Source organism: Pseudomonas sp. G166, assembly GCF_037027455.2.
In the GTDB taxonomy this organism is placed as follows: domain Bacteria; phylum Pseudomonadota; class Gammaproteobacteria; order Pseudomonadales; family Pseudomonadaceae; genus Aquipseudomonas.
On the sequence record NZ_CP146985.1, the window covers coordinates 1,314,233 to 1,331,985 of the forward strand.

A 17,753-nucleotide genomic window follows, 5' to 3' on the forward strand; every position below is an offset into this window, starting at 1 on the left:
CGCTCCCTTCTTGATACAACTTCTGTGGATTCGCCTGAATTGCAGGAGTTGCCGATTACCAAGCAGTCTTTGCTGGGCGATTCCAAAAAATGTGTAGCGAGCAACGTACCGGTGATTTCACTTCCGGTCTGTCCCAACGCGGCGGTTTTTTTGAAAGGTGCACTGTGATTAATGCAGGTGATCGGGGGCTTCGGCCTTCCTTCGCTTTCCCCGGCGGCTCGGACCGCTTTAACGCAGACTTCTAGGGTTTTTCATGACGCGCTACATATTCGTCACGGGCGGTGTTGTTTCTTCATTGGGGAAAGGCATTGCCTCGGCTTCATTGGCGGCCATCCTGGAGGCGCGGGGACTTAAGGTCACCATGCTCAAGCTGGACCCGTACATCAACGTCGACCCGGGCACCATGAGCCCGTTCCAGCACGGTGAAGTGTTCGTCACCCACGACGGCGCCGAGACCGACCTGGACCTGGGCCACTACGAGCGGTTCATCCGCACGACCATGACCCAGAACAACAACTTCACCACCGGCCGTGTCTACGAACACGTGCTGCGCAAGGAGCGCCGTGGTGACTACCTGGGCGCGACCATCCAGGTCATCCCGCACATCACCGACGAAATCAAGCGCCGCATCATCAAGGGTGCCGGCGATGCCGACGTGGCGATGGTCGAGATCGGCGGTACCGTGGGCGACATCGAGTCCCAGCCGTTCCTCGAAGCCATCCGCCAGTTGCGTTTCGAAATCGGCGCCAAGCGCGCGATGCTGATGCACCTGACGCTGGTTCCGTACATCGCCACTGCTGGCGAAACCAAGACCAAGCCAACCCAGCACTCGGTCAAGGAACTGCGTTCCATCGGCCTGCAGCCGGACGTGCTGATCTGCCGCTCCGATCACCCGATCGACATCTCCTCGCGTCGCAAGATCGCCCAGTTCACCAACGTTGAAGAGCGTGCGGTGATCGGCCTGGAAGACGCCGACACCATCTACAAGATCCCGGGCATCCTGCACTCCCAGGGCCTGGACGATTTCGTCGTCGAGCGTTTCGGCCTGCAATGCGCTGGCGCCGATCTGTCCGAGTGGGAAGCGGTGGTCGATGCCAAGCTCAACCCGGAACACGAAGTCACCATCGCCATGGTCGGCAAGTACATGGAACTGCTGGACGCCTACAAGTCGCTGATCGAGGCGATGAGTCACGCCGGCATCAGCAACCGCACCAAGGTCAACCTGCGCTACATCGATTCCGAAGACATCGAGAACCAGGGCACCGGCCTGCTCGAGGGTGCCGATGCGATCCTCGTGCCTGGCGGTTTCGGCCTGCGGGGCGTGGAAGGCAAGATCACTGCCGTGCAATACGCTCGCGAAAACAAGGTGCCTTACCTGGGTATCTGCCTGGGCATGCAAGTGGCCGTCATCGAGTTCGCCCGTAACGTGCTGGGCTGGAAAGACGCCAACTCCACCGAATTCGATCGCGCCAGCGGCCATCCGGTCGTGGGTCTGATCACCGAGTGGGAAGATGCCACCGGCGCCGTGGAAATCCGCACCGAAGCCTCCGACCTTGGCGGCACCATGCGCCTCGGCGCCCAGGATTGCCTGCTCGAAGCCGGTTCCCTGGTGCATCAATGCTATGCCAAGGACGTGATCGTCGAGCGTCACCGTCATCGCTACGAAGTGAACAACAACCTGCTGCCGCAACTGATCGAGGCCGGCCTGAAAATCTCCGGTCGCTCCGGTGATGGCGCGCTGGTGGAAGTGGTCGAGGCGCCGGATCATCCGTGGTTCGTCGCCTGCCAGTTCCACCCCGAGTTCACCTCGACGCCACGGGACGGTCATCCACTGTTCAGTGGTTTCGTGAAAGCCGCTTTGGCTCAACACCAGAAAAAGGCATAAAACGATGGCCCAGAAGATCATTCGCGTCGGCGACATCGAGATTGCCAACGACAAGCCCATGGTGCTGTTCGGTGGCATGAACGTGCTGGAAAGCCGTGACATGGCGATGCAGGTCTGCGAGGAATACGTGAAGGTCACCCAGAAGCTGGGTATCCCTTACGTCTTCAAGGCCAGCTTCGACAAGGCCAACCGTTCGTCCGTGACCTCCTACCGTGGCCCTGGTCTGGAAGAAGGCATGCGGATCTTCCAGGACATCAAGCAAGCCTTTGGCGTGCCGATCATCACCGACGTCCACGAGCCGGCCCAGGCCGCAGTCGTGGCCGAGGTCTGCGACATCATCCAGCTGCCGGCCTTCCTGTCGCGCCAGACCGACCTGGTGGTCGCGATGGCCAAGACCGGTGCGGTGATCAACATCAAGAAAGCCCAGTTCCTCGCGCCCCAGGAAATGAAACACATCCTGAGCAAGTGTGAAGAGGCCGGCAATGACCAGTTGATCCTCTGCGAGCGTGGTTCGAGCTTCGGCTACAACAACCTGGTAGTGGACATGCTCGGCTTCGGCATCATGAAGCAGTTCGAATACCCGGTGTTCTTCGACGTGACGCACGCCCTGCAGATGCCTGGCGGTCGTTCCGATTCCGCCGGCGGTCGTCGTGCCCAGGTGACCGATCTGGCCAAGGCTGGTATCAGCCAATCCCTGGCCGGCCTGTTCCTCGAAGCTCACCCGGACCCGGACAACGCCAAGTGCGACGGCCCTTGCGCCTTGCGCCTGAACAAGCTGGAACCTTTCCTGTCTCAGCTCAAGGCATTGGACGAACTGGTCAAGAGTTTTCCGACGATAGAAACCGCGTAACGCGATTTTCTCCGGTAAAGTACCGCTCGATAAACGCTCTGGCCTGCGGGCCGGGCGTTATCGTCGGCGAGCCTGCCCGCTGCTCTATACCCGCCGACGGTAAAAGATTTCCTCTCGCTGCGTCGTTTTCGTCAACTTTGGAGTGTTTACAACAATGGCAAAAATCGTCGACATCAAAGGTCGTGAAGTTCTCGACTCCCGTGGCAACCCCACTGTCGAAGCGGACGTGCTTCTCGACAACGGCATCATCGGTAGCGCCTGCGCGCCGTCCGGTGCTTCCACTGGCTCGCGCGAAGCGCTGGAGCTGCGTGATGGCGACAAGAGTCGTTACCTGGGCAAGGGCGTGCTCAAAGCCGTCGCCAACATCAACGGTCCGATCCGCGACCTGTTGCTGGGCAAGGATCCTGCCGACCAGAAAGCCCTCGATCACGCGATGATCAAGCTCGACGGTACCGAGAACAAAGCCACCCTGGGTGCCAACGCGATCCTCGCCGTATCCCTGGCCGCTGCCAAGGCTGCTGCCCAGGACCAGGACCTGCCGTTGTACGCCCACATCGCCAACCTCAACGGTACCCCGGGTGTCTACTCGATGCCGGTGCCGATGATGAACATCATCAACGGTGGCGAGCATGCTGATAACAACGTCGACATCCAGGAATTCATGGTTCAGCCGGTTGGCGCCAAGACCTTCTCCGAAGGCCTGCGCATGGGCACCGAGATTTTCCATCACCTCAAAGCCGTGCTGAAGGCCCGTGGCCTGAGCACCGCCGTTGGCGACGAAGGCGGTTTCGCACCGAACCTGGCCTCCAACGAAGACGCGCTGAAAGTGATCTCCGAAGCTGTGGCCAACGCTGGCTACAAGCTGGGTACCGACGTGACCCTGGCCCTGGACTGCGCTGCCAGTGAGTTCTTCGAAGACGGCAAGTACAACCTGTCTGGCGAAGGCCAGGTGTTCACCGCCGAAGGTTTCGCCGACTACCTCAAGGGCCTGACCGAGCGTTACCCGATCATCTCCATCGAAGACGGCCTGGACGAGTCCGACTGGGCTGGCTGGAAAATCCTTACCGACAAGATCGGCGAGAAGACCCAGCTGGTGGGCGACGACCTGTTCGTGACCAACACCAAGATCCTGAAAGAAGGCATCGACAAGAAGATCGCCAACTCGATTCTGATCAAGTTCAACCAGATCGGCACCCTGACCGAAACCCTGGAAGCCATCCAGATGGCCAAGGCCGCCGGCTACACGGCTGTAATCTCCCACCGCTCCGGCGAAACCGAAGACTCGACCATTGCCGACCTGGCCGTGGGCACTGCGGCGGGCCAGATCAAGACCGGTTCGCTGTGCCGTTCCGACCGCGTTTCCAAGTACAACCAACTGCTGCGTATCGAAGAGCAGTTGAACGGCAAGGCCAAGTACAACGGTCGCGCCGAGTTTCGCGGTTAAGCAGTAAATGGTAAAAAGACAGCGGATTATGTCGAAAAGGTCGCCCTGGCGACGGTTTTGCCTCTAATCTGATGCCTTATCAAGCACAAGCCTGGTTTTTCCAGGCTTCGTGCTATCAGACGTTTCAAAGTTTGGCATGGCTGTCTTTTTTCACTGGATACCTGATATTCGATGCGCAGTCCCAATTGGTTGTTTCTTGTCTTGCTCCTGTTGCTGGCTGGCCTGCAGTACCGCCTGTGGGTGGGCAATGGCAGTCTGGCGCAAGTGGCCGACCTGACTCAGCAAATAGCCGATCAGCATGCGGAAAACGAAGCGTTGCTGGAGCGTAATCGGGTGATGGACGCCGAGGTCAGTGAGTTGAAAAAAGGCATGGAGACCGTTGAAGAGCGGGCTCGCCATGAACTGGGCATGGTCAAAGAGGGTGAAACCCTCTACCAGTTGGCCCAATGAGTATCCGTTTGCCGGCCTTCTGGGTCGTGATTCCTGCCGCGGGCGTCGGTGCCCGTATGGCCGCGGACCGTCCCAAGCAATACTTGCAACTGGGGGGGCGCACAATTCTCGAACACAGCCTTGGCTGTTTCCTCGATCACCCGACCGTTAAAGGCGTAGTGGTCAGCGTTGCCCACGATGATCCTTACTGGCCGACCCTGGCCTGTGCCAGCGACCCGCGCATCCTGCGCGTGGACGGCGGCCAGCAGCGTTGCGATTCAGTGCTCAATGCCTTGCTGCATCTGCACGAGCAGGGGGCCGACGATTACGATTGGGTGTTGGTACATGACGCCGCCCGGCCCAACCTGGCCCGGGATGACCTGGATACCTTGCTCAGCGAGTTGGCGAACGATCCGGTCGGCGGCCTGCTGGCCGTCCCGGCGCGCGATACCCTCAAACGTGCCGACAAGCAGGGGCGTGTGCTGGAAACCGTTGATCGCAGCGTGATCTGGCAGGCCTATACGCCGCAGATGTTTCGCCTCGGTGCTTTGCATCGGGCCCTGGCTGACAGTTTGGTGGCGGACGTGGTGATTACCGATGAAGCGTCTGCCATGGAATGGGCGGGGCAGGCACCACGGTTGATTGAAGGGCGCTCGGATAACATCAAGATCACTCGGCCGGAGGATCTGGAGTGGTTGCGCCAGCGTTGGGCGAATCGGCACTAAGCAGGATCTTTTCCTCGTTAGATCGTCATCGTCTGGGCCGACGCTATCGCGAGCAAGCTCGCTCCCACACAGGACCGATGTGAACACTTGCCCATCATTCGACGATAAACCCCTGTGGGAGCGAGCTTGCTCGCGATAACGTCAGCCCAGGCAACAAAGAACCCCGGTCACCCCCGATACTCCGGCCGCTGCGCCAACCCTTCCTTCAAATAATCCACCAACTTGCGCACCTTGGGCGATAGATGCCGCTGCTGCGGGTACAACGCCCACACCGCCGTATTCGGCGGCTGATGAGCCTCCAGCAGCGATATCAGCGCGCCGCTGTGCAGATGTTCCAGCACGTAATAATCCGGCAACTGACACAACCCCACGCCTTGCAGCGCCGCATCCAATACCGCTTGCCCACTGTTACAGCGCCAGTTTCCTTGTACCCGCTGGGAAAATTCCCGCCCGTTCTGCTCCAGTTGCCAGATATCGGAACTGCCGACCAGGCAATTGTGACGACTCAATTCCGACAGACTATGGGGTCGACCGTAGCGTTCCAGATAGGACGGTGAGGCGCACAGGTACATGCGTCGCGGCGCGAGGCGGGTGGCAACCAGGCGTGAGTCCTGCAAGCGGCCCAGGCGAATCGCCAGGTCCAGGCCCTCGTGCACTAGGTCCAAAGGGCGGTTGCTCAGCTCGATGTCTACTCGCAACTGTGGATAAAGCCCCATGAACCGAGTCACCAGCGGCACGATGAAGCGCTCGCCATAGGCTACGGCACAAGTCATGCGCAGCATGCCCTTGGGTTCGCTGGTGAGATCACCCACCGCTCGCAACGCTTCCTCGCGGCCATCCTGCAGGCGTTGGCAATGTTGCAAAAAGGTCTGCCCGGCCTCGGTCAGGGTGACCCGGCGGGTGCTGCGATAGAGCAGGCGTGTCTGTAGACGTTCTTCCAGTCGTACGATTTGTCGACTGATATGGGAAGACGAAACTCCGAGGCGTTCGGCAGCTGCGGTGAATTGACTGCATTCGGCCACGGCGACGAACTCGTCGATTCCTTCCCAGCGATTGTCGGACATAGGTGATTATCCCTGTACAGCAATAATGTTTTGCTTTTGGTTGGATTATTCATCGTCCGGCGGAGGATTACACTCCCGGTCTTGTTTTTATTTGCTGGAGAATCCGGATGATCAAGTCGCGCGCTGCCGTTGCCTTCGAGGCCAAGAAACCCCTGGAAATCGTTGAAGTCGACGTCGCCATGCCCAAGGCGGGCGAAGTGCTGTTGCGCGTGGTGGCATCCGGTGTCTGCCACACCGACGCCTACACCCTGTCGGGCGCTGATCCAGAGGGGATCTTCCCGTCGATCCTCGGCCATGAAGGCGGCGCGATTGTCGAAGCCATCGGTGAGGGCGTGACGTCGGTCGCGGTGGGTGACCATGTGATTCCGCTGTACACGCCGGAATGCGGTCAGTGCAAATTCTGTAAGTCAGGCAAGACCAACCTGTGCCAGGCGATTCGCGCTACCCAAGGCAAAGGCCTGATGCCGGACGGCACTTCGCGTTTTTCCTACAAGGGCGAGACGATTTTCCATTACATGGGCACCTCGACGTTCTCCGAATACACCGTGCTGCCGGAAATCTCCGTCGCGAAGATTCCAAAGGAAGCCCCACTGGAAAAAGTCTGCCTGCTGGGTTGTGGCGTCACCACCGGTATTGGTGCGGTGATCAACACGGCCAAGGTCAAGCCGGGTGACACCGTGGCGATCTTCGGCCTGGGCGGCATCGGCCTGTCGGCGGTGATTGGTGCGGTGAAGGCCAAGGCCTCGCGCATCATTGCCATTGATATCAACCCGGCCAAGTTCGAAATCGCCAAGCAACTGGGCGCCACCGATTGCGTCAACCCGAAAGACTTCGATCGTCCGATCCAGGAAGTCATCGTCGACATGACTGACGGCGGCGTGGACTTTTCCTTTGAATGCATCGGCAATGTCCAACTGATGCGTGCTGCGCTGGAATGCTGCCACAAGGGGTGGGGCGAGTCGGTGATCATCGGCGTCGCCGGTGCCGGCCAGGAAATCTCCACTCGTCCATTCCAATTGGTAACCGGACGCGTCTGGCGCGGTTCGGCATTTGGCGGCGTGCGCGGTCGCAGCGAGTTGCCTAGCTACGTGGAAATGGCCGAGAAGGGCGAGATCCCGCTGGATACCTTCATCACCCACACCATGGGCCTGGAAGATATCAACAAGGCGTTCGACCTGATGCATGAAGGCAAGAGCATCCGCACCGTCATCCATTTCTGAGGTCGGTCATGAGCCTTGAAAACATTTCTTGCCAGAAAAGCTTCGGCGGCTGGCACAAGCGTTACCGGCACCGTTCTGAAGTGCTCGGGTGTGACATGGTCTTTGCCGTGTACCTGCCGCCGCAAGCCGAGCAGGGCGGCAAGTTGCCGGTGCTTTATTGGTTGTCCGGGCTGACCTGCACCGACGAAAACTTCATGCAAAAGGCCGGTGCCCAGCGCATGGCCGCCGAGTTGGGACTGATCATTGTCGCGCCCGACACCAGCCCCCGTGGCGCCGATGTGCCGGGCGATCCAGACGGTGCCTGGGACTTTGGCCTGGGTGCGGGCTTTTATCTGAACGCCACGCAGGATCCTTGGGCCCGGCACTATCGGATGCATGACTACGTGGTGCAGGAACTGCCGCAGTTGGTCGAAGCGCATTTTCCCGCCTCGGATAAACGCGGCATCAGTGGTCATTCCATGGGCGGCCATGGCGCGTTGGTTTGCGCCTTGCGCAACCCGGGGCGCTATCGTTCGGTGTCGGCCTTTTCGCCGATCAACAATCCGACGGATTGCCCTTGGGGCCAGAAAGCCTTCTCCCGTTACCTGGGGGAAGACCGCTCGAAATGGCGCGAATGGGATGCCTGCGCCCTGATCGCCGAAGCCGGCGAGAAGCTGCCACTGCTGGTGGATCAGGGCGATCGCGATGATTTCCTGGCCAGCCAGCTCAAGCCCGAAGCCCTGCAGCAAGCTGCCAAGGTCGCGGGTCATCCGCTGGAGTTGCGCCTGCAACCGGGCTACGACCACAGCTACTTCTTCATCGCCAGCTTCATTGATGACCACTTGCAGCATCATGCACGCGCTCTAAACGCCTAATGCAGGTAGAATCACGCCCTGACTAAAATCGGGGCGTTTTTTTATGCGTATTGGCCACGGCTACGATGTTCACCGTTTCGCTGAAGGCGACTTTATAACTCTGGGCGGCGTGCGTATCGCACACGGCTTCGGGCTGCTCGCGCATTCTGACGGTGATGTCCTGCTGCACGCCTTGAGCGATGCCTTGCTCGGCGCGGCTGCCCTGGGTGACATCGGCAAGCACTTTCCCGATACCGACCCGCAATTCAAGGGCGCTGACAGCCGCGCTCTGTTGCGGCATGTTGTCTCGCTGATCCACGCCAAGGGCTGGAAGGTGGGCAACGTCGATAACACCATCGTGGCCCAGGCGCCCAAAATGGCCCCCCACATCGAAGCGATGCGCCAGCTGATTGCCGAGGATCTTCAAGTTGAGTTGGACCAAGTGAACGTGAAAGCCACCACCACCGAGAAACTGGGTTTCGTCGGTCGCGAAGAAGGCATTGCCGTCCACTCCGTCGCCTTGTTGCTGCGCCCATGACTGAATTGGAACTATTGGGCCCGCGCGCCTACGGTGAACCGCTGGGTAGTGCGGTACTCAAGGCCACCGCTGAGGATTTCCAGGTCGATGAAGTGCTGGATATCCCGTTGACCGGCGATGGCGAGCACTTGTGGATCTGGGTTGAAAAACGCGGCTTGAACACCGAAGAGGCCGCTCGACGAATCGCCAAGGCCGCTGGCGTGCCATTGCGCACTGTCAGCTACGCCGGGCTCAAGGACCGCCAGGCCCTTACCCGCCAATGGTTCAGCGTCCAATTGCCAGGCAAGGCCGACCCGGACCTGTCGGCGGCAGAGAACGACACACTGAAGATCCTCAAGACCGGACGCCACAGACGCAAACTGCAGCGCGGCGCGCATTCGGCCAATGGCTTCACCCTGCGCCTGACCCAGTTCAAGGGCGACACCGCAGCTATCGATGCGCGGTTGCAACAGATTGCTCGCCAGGGTATCCCCAACTATTTCGGCGCCCAGCGGTTCGGGCATGACGGCGGCAACGTCGTCGATGCCCGGGCCTGGGCGGTGCGCAAGGCCTTGCCGGAACAGCGCAACGTGCGCTCGCGCTTGCTGTCAACGGCCCGCAGTTTTCTGTTCAACCGGGTGCTGGCGGCGCGAGTGGCCGACGGTACCTGGCAGCAGGCGCAGGTGGGTGACTTGCTGGCCTTCACCGACAGCCGCAGCTTTTTCCCGGCCGGCGAGGCTGAATGCAGCGATCCGCGCCTGGCGATTCTCGACTTGCACCCGACCGGGCCGCAGTGGGGAGAGGGGCCTTCACCTGCCGCCGGCGCGACTTTTGAGCTGGAGCAGGCCGTTGCCGAGGGTGAAGCCGATTTGCGCGACTGGTTGATAAACGCGGGAATGAGTCACGAACGTCGCATCCTGCGACTGCCCATTGGCGGGCTGTCGTGGCATTATCCCGAGCCTGACATTCTGCAACTGGAATTCGTCCTGCCGGCCGGATGTTTCGCCACTGTCTTGGTGCGCGAACTCGTCGATCTGGTGCCGGTGGGGCAGACGGACAGCCCATGCGTATTCTGATTTCTAACGACGACGGGGTGACTGCACCCGGTCTTGCCGCGCTTTATGCTGCGCTGGCGGATTTTGCCGAGTGCGTAGTCATCGCCCCGGACCAGGACAAAAGCGGCGCCAGCAGCTCGCTGACGCTCGACCGTCCTTTGCACCCCTGCTATCTGGATAACGGTTTCATCAGCCTCAACGGCACACCGACCGATTGCGTGCACCTGGGTATCAACGGGTTGCTGGAGCGTGCGCCGGACATGGTGGTGTCGGGCATCAACCTGGGCGCCAACCTGGGGGATGACGTGCTGTATTCCGGTACGGTCGCCGCCGCCCTGGAAGGCCGCTTCCTGGCACAACCGTCGTTTGCCTTTTCGTTTGTTTCGCGCCAGGTCGATAACTTGCCTACCGCCGCCTACTTCGCCCGTAAATTGGTGCAAGCCCATGGCGAGCTGGAGCTGCCACCGCGTACGGTGCTGAACGTAAATATCCCGAACCTGCCACTCGATCATATCCGTGGCATCCAACTGACGCGCCTGGGCCATCGCGCTCGCGCCGCCAAGCCCATGCACGTGGTCGATCCGCGGGGCAAGGCCGGTTATTGGATCGCCGCCGCCGGGGATGCCGAGGATGGTGGGCCGGGCACTGATTTCCATGCGGTGATGCAAGGTTATGTCTCGATCACGCCTTTGCAGCTCGATCGCACCTTCAACGATGCCTTTCGAAATCTCGATGGCTGGCTGGAGGGGCTGCGCTGATGGCTCGTGAGCAAGACGATATGCTGCGCCGCGGGATTGGCATGACCTCCCAACGCACCCGCGAGCGCCTGATCCAGCGGCTTTATGAAGAAGGCCTGTCCAACGCCCAGGTGTTGGAGGTGATTCGCCGCACACCACGGCATTTGTTCGTCGATGAAGCCCTGGCTCATCGCGCCTATGAAGACACTGCCTTGCCGATCGGCCACAACCAGACCATTTCCCAGCCTTATATGGTGGCTCGCATGAGTGAGTTGCTACTGGAGGCGGGGCCGCTGGACAAGGTCATGGAGATCGGCACGGGGTCGGGTTACCAGACGGCGGTGTTGTCGCAACTGGTGGAGCGGGTGTTCTCGGTAGAACGAATCAAGGTGCTGCAAGACCGCGCCAAGGAACGTCTGGTCGAACTGAACCTGCGCAACGTGGTGTTTCGCTGGGGCGATGGGTGGGAAGGCTGGCCGGCCTTGGCACCTTATAACGGCATCATTGTGACTGCCGTGGCCACCGATGTACCCCAGGCCTTGCTGGATCAGCTCGCCCCCGGTGGGCGACTGGTGATTCCGGTGGGCGCAGGCGAGGTCCAGCAGTTGATGTTGATCGTGCGGGAAGAACACGGGTTTTCACGACACGTTCTCGGAGCCGTGCGGTTTGTGCCATTGCTCAACGGGCCGTTGGCCTGAGCATTTATAAACAGACGCTGAATTCCGTGGCATGGGTTGTGTCTTACAGCGGCACCGATGGGTTAAGCATTGATTTGTTAAACAGCGCTCAACGGTGTCGAGCAAACGTGTGCGGCAGCCTTTCGCGCGTACTGGATAGAGGCGCGGTCATGGCCAGCTATATGTGTAATACCTCTGCCTGGACAGGCAGTTTCCAATTTTTCAGCCACCACAAAGGGAGCGGCGGGTGAGTCTCACAGTCATTGCGCAGCGTATGGGTATCACGAGCTTTCAGCGCCTGGTGACTGGCCTTGTCTTGAGCACCTTGCTGGTCGGTTGTTCCAGTACACCGTCGGGTAATGTCCGGGTAGTCGATCGCAATAACAATGCGGCGCCGCAACGTCCTACAGTAACGACCGGTCAGTATGTAGTCCGTCGCGGCGATACGCTGTTTTCCATCGCTTTTCGCTACGGCTGGGACTACAAGGCCCTCGCGGCGCGCAACAACATTCCTGCGCCTTATACGATTCATCCAGGTCAGACAATTCGCTTTGATGGCCGTAGTGGTTCAACACCCACCGCCGTCGTCACGCAGTCGGATTCGTCGGCGTCGTCGTCGAGTAAAACCACAGTCATTCGCCGGCCGGCGGGGGCTGCAACGGCGACAGTACCGTCCGTCGCGAGCAAACCGACCCCTGCTCCGATGCCTCCAGCGGGTCCCGCCCCGACAGGCTGGGGATGGCCTTCTAATGGCGTTCTCATTGGAAAATTCTCTTCAAACGGTAGTTTGAATAAAGGAATTGATATCGCCGGGGATTTGGGACAGCCTGTTTTAGCCGCGTCTGATGGCACGGTTGTGTACGCCGGGAGTGGTTTGAGGGGCTACGGCGAACTCGTGATCATCAAACACAGCGATACCTACGTCAGTGCCTACGGTCACAACCGCAGGCTGTTGGTTCGGGAGGGGCAGCAGGTCAAGGTCGGACAGACAATTGCCGAAATGGGATCAACGGGAACGGACCGGGTGAAACTGCACTTTGAGATTCGCCGACAAGGTAAGCCTGTAGATCCGCTGCAATTCCTGCCACGTCGTTGATTTGATTGTCAGCCTGTTCCGTCACGTAGAGGGAACAGGCTCCAGCGTTGCCAAGGATAAAGGCGTCGCTTGAGCTTGAGGTCGAACTCACCAAAGGACTATAACAATGGCTCTCAGTAAAGAAGTGCCGGAGTTTGACATCGACGATGAGGTTCTCCTTATGGAGACCGGCATCGCTATGGATTCGATGTCGAATGATGAAGGGGCGACTCCACCTTCCGTTCGTGCCAAATCCAAACACTCCGCTTCACTTAAACAACATAAGTATATCGATTACACCCGGGCGCTCGACGCCACTCAGCTATACCTTAACGAAATCGGTTTCTCGCCGTTGCTCTCCCCCGAGGAAGAAGTTCATTTTGCGCGTCTTTCGCAAAGTGGCGACCCGGCCGGTCGAAAACGCATGATTGAAAGTAACCTGCGCCTGGTGGTGAAAATCGCCCGACGCTACGTCAATCGCGGGCTTTCGCTGCTGGATCTGATCGAAGAGGGCAACCTGGGCTTGATTCGCGCGGTCGAGAAATTCGACCCCGAGCGAGGCTTCCGTTTTTCAACCTACGCCACCTGGTGGATCCGGCAGACCATCGAACGGGCGATCATGAATCAGACCCGGACCATCCGGTTGCCGATTCATGTGGTCAAGGAGCTGAACGTCTACCTGCGGGCCGCCCGTGAGTTGACCCAAAAACTCGACCATGAACCTTCACCCGAAGAAATCGCCAACCTGCTGGAAAAACCGGTAGGTGAGGTCAAGCGCATGCTTGGGCTCAACGAGCGGGTCTCTTCGGTAGACGTCTCGCTGGGGCCGGATTCGGACAAGACCCTGCTGGACACCCTGACCGATGATCGCCCCACCGACCCGTGCGAGCTGCTCCAGGACGATGACTTGTCCCAGAGCATCGACCAGTGGCTTTCGGAACTCACGGACAAGCAACGGGAAGTGGTCATTCGCCGCTTCGGCTTGCGCGGTCATGAAAGCAGTACCCTTGAAGATGTAGGCTTGGAGATTGGTTTGACCCGTGAGCGGGTCAGGCAGATTCAGGTTGAAGGTCTCAAGCGTCTCCGGGAGATCCTGGAGAAAAATGGCTTGTCGAGCGAGTCGCTGTTTCAGTAACTCGAACGTAAGCGCAGCAGGAAAAGCCCCGACTGGTTCGGGGCTTTTTCGTTTCTGCGGCGGCTGCTTTCCAGTCTTGCTCTATTTGAGATTCAGCTTGTAAGCCTTTGCCTAGTGTTGCGTAAGCGATCGGTTTCCCAATGGCGGGACAGACAGCTATAAGTGCCGTGATATTTTTGTACTTATATGATTTATAAAGGAAATTTGTTGATGAACGTAGCGTGACAGAACAAGCCACCTGTATCAGCCGCGTTGCACTCGCCTGGGAAAATACTAATATCAGTCCTGTGTCGACGGACAGACACACCCGTCAAGGACGATGGGGAAGGAAGGACATCGCAGGACGCGATTCATCAGGACGATGAAAAGGATCAAAGGGATTAGGGAAAAAATGTGGGCGGGTCAAACCGCCCCTTTTTTTTGCCCGCGATTTCTTATCCGGAAAAGCAAAAAGGCCCGCAAGGGGCCTTTTCGATGAGCGCAGGAACGATCAGCGTTCGAGGTCTGCGATCTTGCCAGGCTTGCCATCCCACTCTGCGGCGTCCGGCAGGGCATCTTTCCTCTCGGTGATGTTCGGCCAGATGTCCGCCAGCTCGGCGTTCAGCTCGATGAAGTTCTCCATGCCAGCCGGCACTTCGTCCTCCGAGAAAATGGCATTTGCCGGGCATTCCGGTTCACACAGGGCGCAGTCGATGCACTCGTCCGGGTGAATGACCAGGAAGTTCGGGCCTTCGTAAAAGCAGTCCACCGGACAGACTTCTACGCAGTCGGTGTACTTGCACTTGATGCAGTTGTCGGTGACGACGAAGGTCATTTCTAATTCTCTCCTCAGGCGGCGGCAGCGGAGCCCCTTCACGGTGGGGTCGCCAGGTTCGGGAGGATAGTCTGCGAACCAGGCTAATAGCCCGCAGCATCCCAAACCGCGCGAGATTCTAACAGCTTGAAAGCCTGTGCGTTAGATCCGTGTCTTCAATGTATAGAGTAAATCCAGCGCCCGACGTGGAGTCAGGTCGTCCAGATCGAGCTTGGCCAGTTCATCGAGCACCGGATGCGGCAGGCTGGCGAACAGGTCGCTTTGCTGCGGGGCGCTCGGTTTGCCCTTGGTCGGGCGCGGCGCTTCGTGGGGCAGGCTGGTGGTTTCCAGGCGGCTCAGATGCTCGCGGGCTCGGCTGATCACTTCGCTCGGCACGCCGGCCAGCTGCGCCACCGCCAGGCCGTAGCTCTGGCTGGCCGGGCCGGGCAGCACATGGTGCAGGAATACGATGCGTTCGTTGTGCTCGGTGGCGTTGAGATGCACGTTGGCGACCAGCGGCTGGCTTTCCGGCAGTACCGTCAGCTCGAAGTAATGGGTGGCGAACAGTGTGTAGGCTCGCAAGTGCGCCAGCCGTTCGGCCGCCGCCCAGGCCAGGGACAGGCCGTCGAAGGTGCTGGTACCGCGTCCGACTTCGTCCATCAGCACCAGGCTGCGTTCGGTGGCGTTGTGCAGGATGTTCGCGGTTTCGCTCATCTCCACCATGAAGGTCGAGCGCCCACCGGCCAGGTCATCGCTGGAGCCGATCCGGGTGAAGATCCGGTCCACCAGGGACAATTCGCAGCTCGCCGCCGGTACGAAGCTGCCGATATGGGCCAGCAGTACGATCAAGGCAGTCTGGCGCATGTAGGTGGATTTACCGCCCATGTTCGGACCGGTGATTACCAGCATGCGGGTGTTGTCGTCCAGGCTCAGGTCGTTGGCCACGAAAGGCGTGGTCAATACCTGCTCGACGACCGGGTGACGACCCTGGCTGATGCGCATGCACGGCTCGCTGACGAAGCGTGGGCAGTTGAGGTCCAGGTTCAGCGCACGCTCGGCCAGGTTGCTCAGCACGTCCAGTTCCGCCAGGGCGCCGGCGGTGTCCTGCAACGGCGGCAGTTGGCTGATCAGATCCTCGAGCAGTGCTTCATAGAGCATCTTTTCCCGGGCCAGGGCGCGGCTCTTGGCTGACAGCGCCTTGTCTTCGAACGCCTTGAGCTCCGGGGTGATGAAGCGCTCGGCACCCTTGAGGGTCTGGCGACGAACGTAGTCGGCCGGGGCCTGTTCGGCCTGCTTGCTCGGCAACTCGATGAAATAACCGTGGATGCGGTTGTAGCCGACCTTGAGGTTGGCCAGGCCGGTGCGGGCTTTTTCCCGGGCTTCGAGGTCGATCAGGAACTGGCCGGCGTTCTCGCTCAGCGATTGCAACTCGTCGAGTTCGGCGTCGTAGCCGGTTTTCAGCACGCCACCGTCACGGATCACTGCCGGTGGGTTATCGATAATGGCTTTTTCCAGCAGCGCAGCCAGCTCCGGGTAGGTGCTGGTGGTGCGCGCCAGTTGCTGCAGGTGCGGTGCTTCGAGGTCGGTCATTGCCACTTGCAGCTCGGGCAGGGCACCGAGGGCATCGCGCAGGCGCGCCAGGTCGCGGGGACGGGCGTTGCGCAGGCCGATACGGGCGAGGATCCGCTCGATGTCACCGATTTCCTTGAGCTGCGGTTGCAACTGCTCGAAGCGATAGCGATCCAGCAAGCAGGTAATGGAGGACTGACGTGCCAGCAGTACCGTCAGGTCCCGCAGCGGACGGTTCAGCCAGCGGGTGAGCAGGCGGCTGCCCATGGCAGTCTGGCAGCGATCGACCACCGACTGCAGGGTATTGTCGCGGCCGCCGGCCAGGTTGGTGTCCAGTTCCAGGTTGCGACGGCTCGCACCATCCAGCACCACCGTGTCATCCAGGCGTTCGTGGCGCAGGCTGCGCAAGTGGGGCAGGGCGGTGCGCTGGGTTTCCTTGGCGTAGGCCAGCAGGCAACCGGCGGCGCCGATGGCCAGGGTCAGGTTTTCGCAGCCAAAGCCCTTGAGGTCCTGGGTGGAAAACTGTTGGCAGAGACTTTTCAGCGCCGAGTCGCGCTCAAAATCCCACGGCGCCCGACGCCGCACGCCACGGCGTTTTTCTGCCGGCAGGTCTTTGGGCCAGTCATCCGGGATCAACAGCTCTACCGGGTTGACTCGCTCCAGTTCCGCCAGCAGGTTTTCCCAGCCCTTGATTTCCAGCACCGAGAAATTGCCGCTAGTGATGTCCAGCACCGCCAGGCCGAACAGGCGCTCATCGCCCAGGACTGCGGCGATCAGGTTGTCCCGGCGTTCATCCAGCAAGGCTTCGTCACTGACCGTACCCGGGGTGATGATCCGGACGACTTGGCGTTCCACTGGCCCTTTACTGGTGGCCGGGTCGCCGACTTGTTCGCAAATCACCACCGATTCGCCGAGTTTGACCAGCTTCGCCAGGTAACCTTCCGCCGCGTGGTAAGGAATCCCACACATCGGAATTGCCATGCCTGCCGATTGCCCACGCGCCGTCAGGGTGATGTCCAACAGCTTGGCGGCCTTCTTCGCATCCTCGTAGAAGATCTCGTAGAAGTCGCCCATGCGGTAGAACATCAGCTGATCGGGGTGCTGGTTCTTCAGGCGCCAGTATTGCTGCATCATCGGCGTGTGGCTGGAGAGGTCGTTCACGGCTGTATTCATGGGTGTCAGGCAGGCTCGTTGAAAGGTTTGGGGCAAAAGGAGGGGCATTGGCCCGGCTTTTCCGCGATGGGCGCAAGGTTAACATGGGTGGTCGGGGGGGACCCAGGCGTGAGTGGTTTTTGGGATTGGGTATCGATGGGATTGGGTGCATATCCGTTGCTGCGGTAACGGCGGCTTATGGTTCCGCCCTTACGGCGGCTCACTTTCGAAGAGCGCGAAAGTAAGCAAAGCGCTTTTGCCCCACCACTCGGTGCCTCGCTTAGGCTCGGCATGCCTGAACGAAGGCATCGCTCCGTGGGCCGCCGCGAAGGGCCATCCATGGCCCAGCGCGGCTAACCCGGCATCCATGCCGGGTTGCCCACTGCGCAATACCTTCGTTCAGCCAGCGTGGTTAATGGGGCGCCGAGATCAACGTCCACCGCGAGGCGGCCTGATAGCCGACCTGGTTCTTGGTGGGTTCGCGTTTCTCCTGTGGGAGCGAGCCTGCTCGCGAAGGCGGCCTGACAGCCGACCTGGCTCTTGGTGGGTTCGCGTTTCCTCTGTGGGAGCGAGCCTGCTCGCGAAGGCGGTCT

16 protein-coding genes are annotated in these 17,753 nt (G+C 60.0%); 13 read left to right on the top strand and 3 right to left on the bottom strand.

Features of this window, described 5'->3' with window-relative positions:
- Positions 1–253: 253 nt before the first annotated feature.
- From SGN16_RS05780 to ispD, 5 genes are all read left to right on the top strand, one after another.
- A complete protein-coding gene (locus SGN16_RS05780) occupies positions 254–1,885 on the top strand; it encodes a CTP synthase (protein ID WP_210643061.1) in 1,632 nt (543 codons plus the stop codon).
- Between the two features lie 4 nt (positions 1,886–1,889).
- Positions 1,890–2,735: a 3-deoxy-8-phosphooctulonate synthase gene (gene kdsA / locus SGN16_RS05785; protein ID WP_003198268.1), complete on the top strand. Its 846-nt coding sequence runs from the start codon at positions 1,890–1,892 to the stop codon at positions 2,733–2,735.
- Positions 2,736–2,889: 154 nt separating this feature from the next.
- Positions 2,890–4,179 carry a phosphopyruvate hydratase gene (gene eno / locus SGN16_RS05790; protein ID WP_030139475.1) on the top strand — a complete coding sequence of 430 codons (1,290 nt, stop codon included), beginning with the start codon at positions 2,890–2,892 and terminating at the stop codon, positions 4,177–4,179.
- Positions 4,180–4,350: 171 nt separating this feature from the next.
- On the top strand, positions 4,351–4,629 hold the full coding sequence (gene ftsB, locus SGN16_RS05795; protein WP_025212129.1) for a cell division protein FtsB: 279 nt from the start codon (positions 4,351–4,353) through the stop codon (positions 4,627–4,629).
- Complete coding sequence (gene ispD, locus SGN16_RS05800; RefSeq protein WP_335943496.1) at positions 4,626–5,333, top strand: 2-C-methyl-D-erythritol 4-phosphate cytidylyltransferase; 708 nt, start codon at positions 4,626–4,628, stop codon at positions 5,331–5,333. The genes ftsB and ispD overlap by 4 nt, the downstream gene beginning before the upstream one ends.
- A 167-nt stretch (positions 5,334–5,500) precedes the next feature.
- On the opposite strand, the gene SGN16_RS05805 is transcribed toward ispD, so the two are convergent.
- The gene (locus tag SGN16_RS05805; RefSeq protein WP_210643064.1) at positions 5,501–6,397 is read right to left on the bottom strand and encodes a LysR substrate-binding domain-containing protein; all 897 of its coding nucleotides are present in this window, start codon (positions 6,395–6,397) and stop codon (positions 5,501–5,503) included.
- 107 nt (positions 6,398–6,504) lie between these two features.
- On the opposite strand from SGN16_RS05805, the gene SGN16_RS05810 reads away from it, so the two are divergent.
- The 8 genes from SGN16_RS05810 (at position 6,505) to rpoS (ending at position 13,646) form a co-directional block, all read left to right on the top strand.
- Positions 6,505–7,617: an S-(hydroxymethyl)glutathione dehydrogenase/class III alcohol dehydrogenase gene (locus SGN16_RS05810; protein WP_135843934.1), complete on the top strand. Its 1,113-nt coding sequence runs from the start codon at positions 6,505–6,507 to the stop codon at positions 7,615–7,617.
- 8 nt (positions 7,618–7,625) lie between these two features.
- Positions 7,626–8,471 (top strand): S-formylglutathione hydrolase, encoded by an 846-nt coding sequence (fghA, locus tag SGN16_RS05815; protein ID WP_210643065.1) that lies wholly within the window; start codon positions 7,626–7,628, stop codon positions 8,469–8,471.
- A 43-nt stretch (positions 8,472–8,514) separates the two neighbouring features.
- Positions 8,515–8,988: a 2-C-methyl-D-erythritol 2,4-cyclodiphosphate synthase gene (gene ispF, locus SGN16_RS05820; RefSeq protein ID WP_063322748.1), complete on the top strand. Its 474-nt coding sequence runs from the start codon at positions 8,515–8,517 to the stop codon at positions 8,986–8,988.
- Entirely contained in the window at positions 8,985–10,043 is a 1,059-nt protein-coding gene (gene truD / locus SGN16_RS05825) for a tRNA pseudouridine(13) synthase TruD (protein WP_335943497.1), read from the top strand. The genes ispF and truD overlap by 4 nt, the downstream gene beginning before the upstream one ends.
- Positions 10,031–10,780 (top strand): 5'/3'-nucleotidase SurE, encoded by a 750-nt coding sequence (surE, locus tag SGN16_RS05830; RefSeq protein ID WP_210643067.1) that lies wholly within the window; start codon positions 10,031–10,033, stop codon positions 10,778–10,780. The genes truD and surE overlap by 13 nt, the downstream gene beginning before the upstream one ends.
- A 41-nt stretch (positions 10,781–10,821) precedes the next feature.
- Positions 10,822–11,457 (top strand): protein-L-isoaspartate(D-aspartate) O-methyltransferase, encoded by a 636-nt coding sequence (locus SGN16_RS05835; protein WP_170862085.1) that lies wholly within the window; start codon positions 10,822–10,824, stop codon positions 11,455–11,457.
- A 226-nt stretch (positions 11,458–11,683) separates the two neighbouring features.
- Complete coding sequence (locus SGN16_RS05840; RefSeq protein WP_210643068.1) at positions 11,684–12,532, top strand: peptidoglycan DD-metalloendopeptidase family protein; 849 nt, start codon at positions 11,684–11,686, stop codon at positions 12,530–12,532.
- Positions 12,533–12,638: 106 nt separating this feature from the next.
- Positions 12,639–13,646: an RNA polymerase sigma factor RpoS gene (rpoS, locus tag SGN16_RS05845; protein WP_003198289.1), complete on the top strand. Its 1,008-nt coding sequence runs from the start codon at positions 12,639–12,641 to the stop codon at positions 13,644–13,646.
- 490 nt (positions 13,647–14,136) lie between these two features.
- On the opposite strand, the gene fdxA is transcribed toward rpoS, so the two are convergent.
- Both fdxA and mutS read right to left on the bottom strand, forming a co-directional pair.
- Positions 14,137–14,460 (bottom strand): ferredoxin FdxA, encoded by a 324-nt coding sequence (gene fdxA, locus SGN16_RS05850; RefSeq protein WP_210643069.1) that lies wholly within the window; start codon positions 14,458–14,460, stop codon positions 14,137–14,139.
- A 141-nt stretch (positions 14,461–14,601) separates the two neighbouring features.
- Positions 14,602–17,169: a DNA mismatch repair protein MutS gene (mutS, locus tag SGN16_RS05855; protein ID WP_210643070.1), complete on the bottom strand. Its 2,568-nt coding sequence runs from the start codon at positions 17,167–17,169 to the stop codon at positions 14,602–14,604.
- Positions 17,170–17,753 lie beyond the last annotated feature (584 nt).

What these genes read in the sequence shown, in the direction of transcription:
- SGN16_RS05780 (WP_210643061.1), top strand. Translation starts at nt 254, where the DNA reads ATGACGCGCTACATATTCGTCACGGGCGGTGTTGTTTCTTCATTGGGG.
- kdsA (WP_003198268.1), top strand. Translation starts at nt 1,890, where the DNA reads ATGGCCCAGAAGATCATTCGCGTCGGCGACATCGAGATTGCCAACGAC.
- eno (WP_030139475.1), top strand. Translation starts at nt 2,890, where the DNA reads ATGGCAAAAATCGTCGACATCAAAGGTCGTGAAGTTCTCGACTCCCGT.
- ftsB (WP_025212129.1), top strand. Translation starts at nt 4,351, where the DNA reads ATGCGCAGTCCCAATTGGTTGTTTCTTGTCTTGCTCCTGTTGCTGGCT.
- ispD (WP_335943496.1), top strand. Translation starts at nt 4,626, where the DNA reads ATGAGTATCCGTTTGCCGGCCTTCTGGGTCGTGATTCCTGCCGCGGGC.
- SGN16_RS05805 (WP_210643064.1), bottom strand. Translation starts at nt 6,397, where the DNA reads ATGTCCGACAATCGCTGGGAAGGAATCGACGAGTTCGTCGCCGTGGCC.
- SGN16_RS05810 (WP_135843934.1), top strand. Translation starts at nt 6,505, where the DNA reads ATGATCAAGTCGCGCGCTGCCGTTGCCTTCGAGGCCAAGAAACCCCTG.
- fghA (WP_210643065.1), top strand. Translation starts at nt 7,626, where the DNA reads ATGAGCCTTGAAAACATTTCTTGCCAGAAAAGCTTCGGCGGCTGGCAC.
- ispF (WP_063322748.1), top strand. Translation starts at nt 8,515, where the DNA reads ATGCGTATTGGCCACGGCTACGATGTTCACCGTTTCGCTGAAGGCGAC.
- truD (WP_335943497.1), top strand. Translation starts at nt 8,985, where the DNA reads ATGACTGAATTGGAACTATTGGGCCCGCGCGCCTACGGTGAACCGCTG.
- surE (WP_210643067.1), top strand. Translation starts at nt 10,031, where the DNA reads ATGCGTATTCTGATTTCTAACGACGACGGGGTGACTGCACCCGGTCTT.
- SGN16_RS05835 (WP_170862085.1), top strand. Translation starts at nt 10,822, where the DNA reads ATGACCTCCCAACGCACCCGCGAGCGCCTGATCCAGCGGCTTTATGAA.
- rpoS (WP_003198289.1), top strand. Translation starts at nt 12,639, where the DNA reads ATGGCTCTCAGTAAAGAAGTGCCGGAGTTTGACATCGACGATGAGGTT.
- fdxA (WP_210643069.1), bottom strand. Translation starts at nt 14,460, where the DNA reads ATGACCTTCGTCGTCACCGACAACTGCATCAAGTGCAAGTACACCGAC.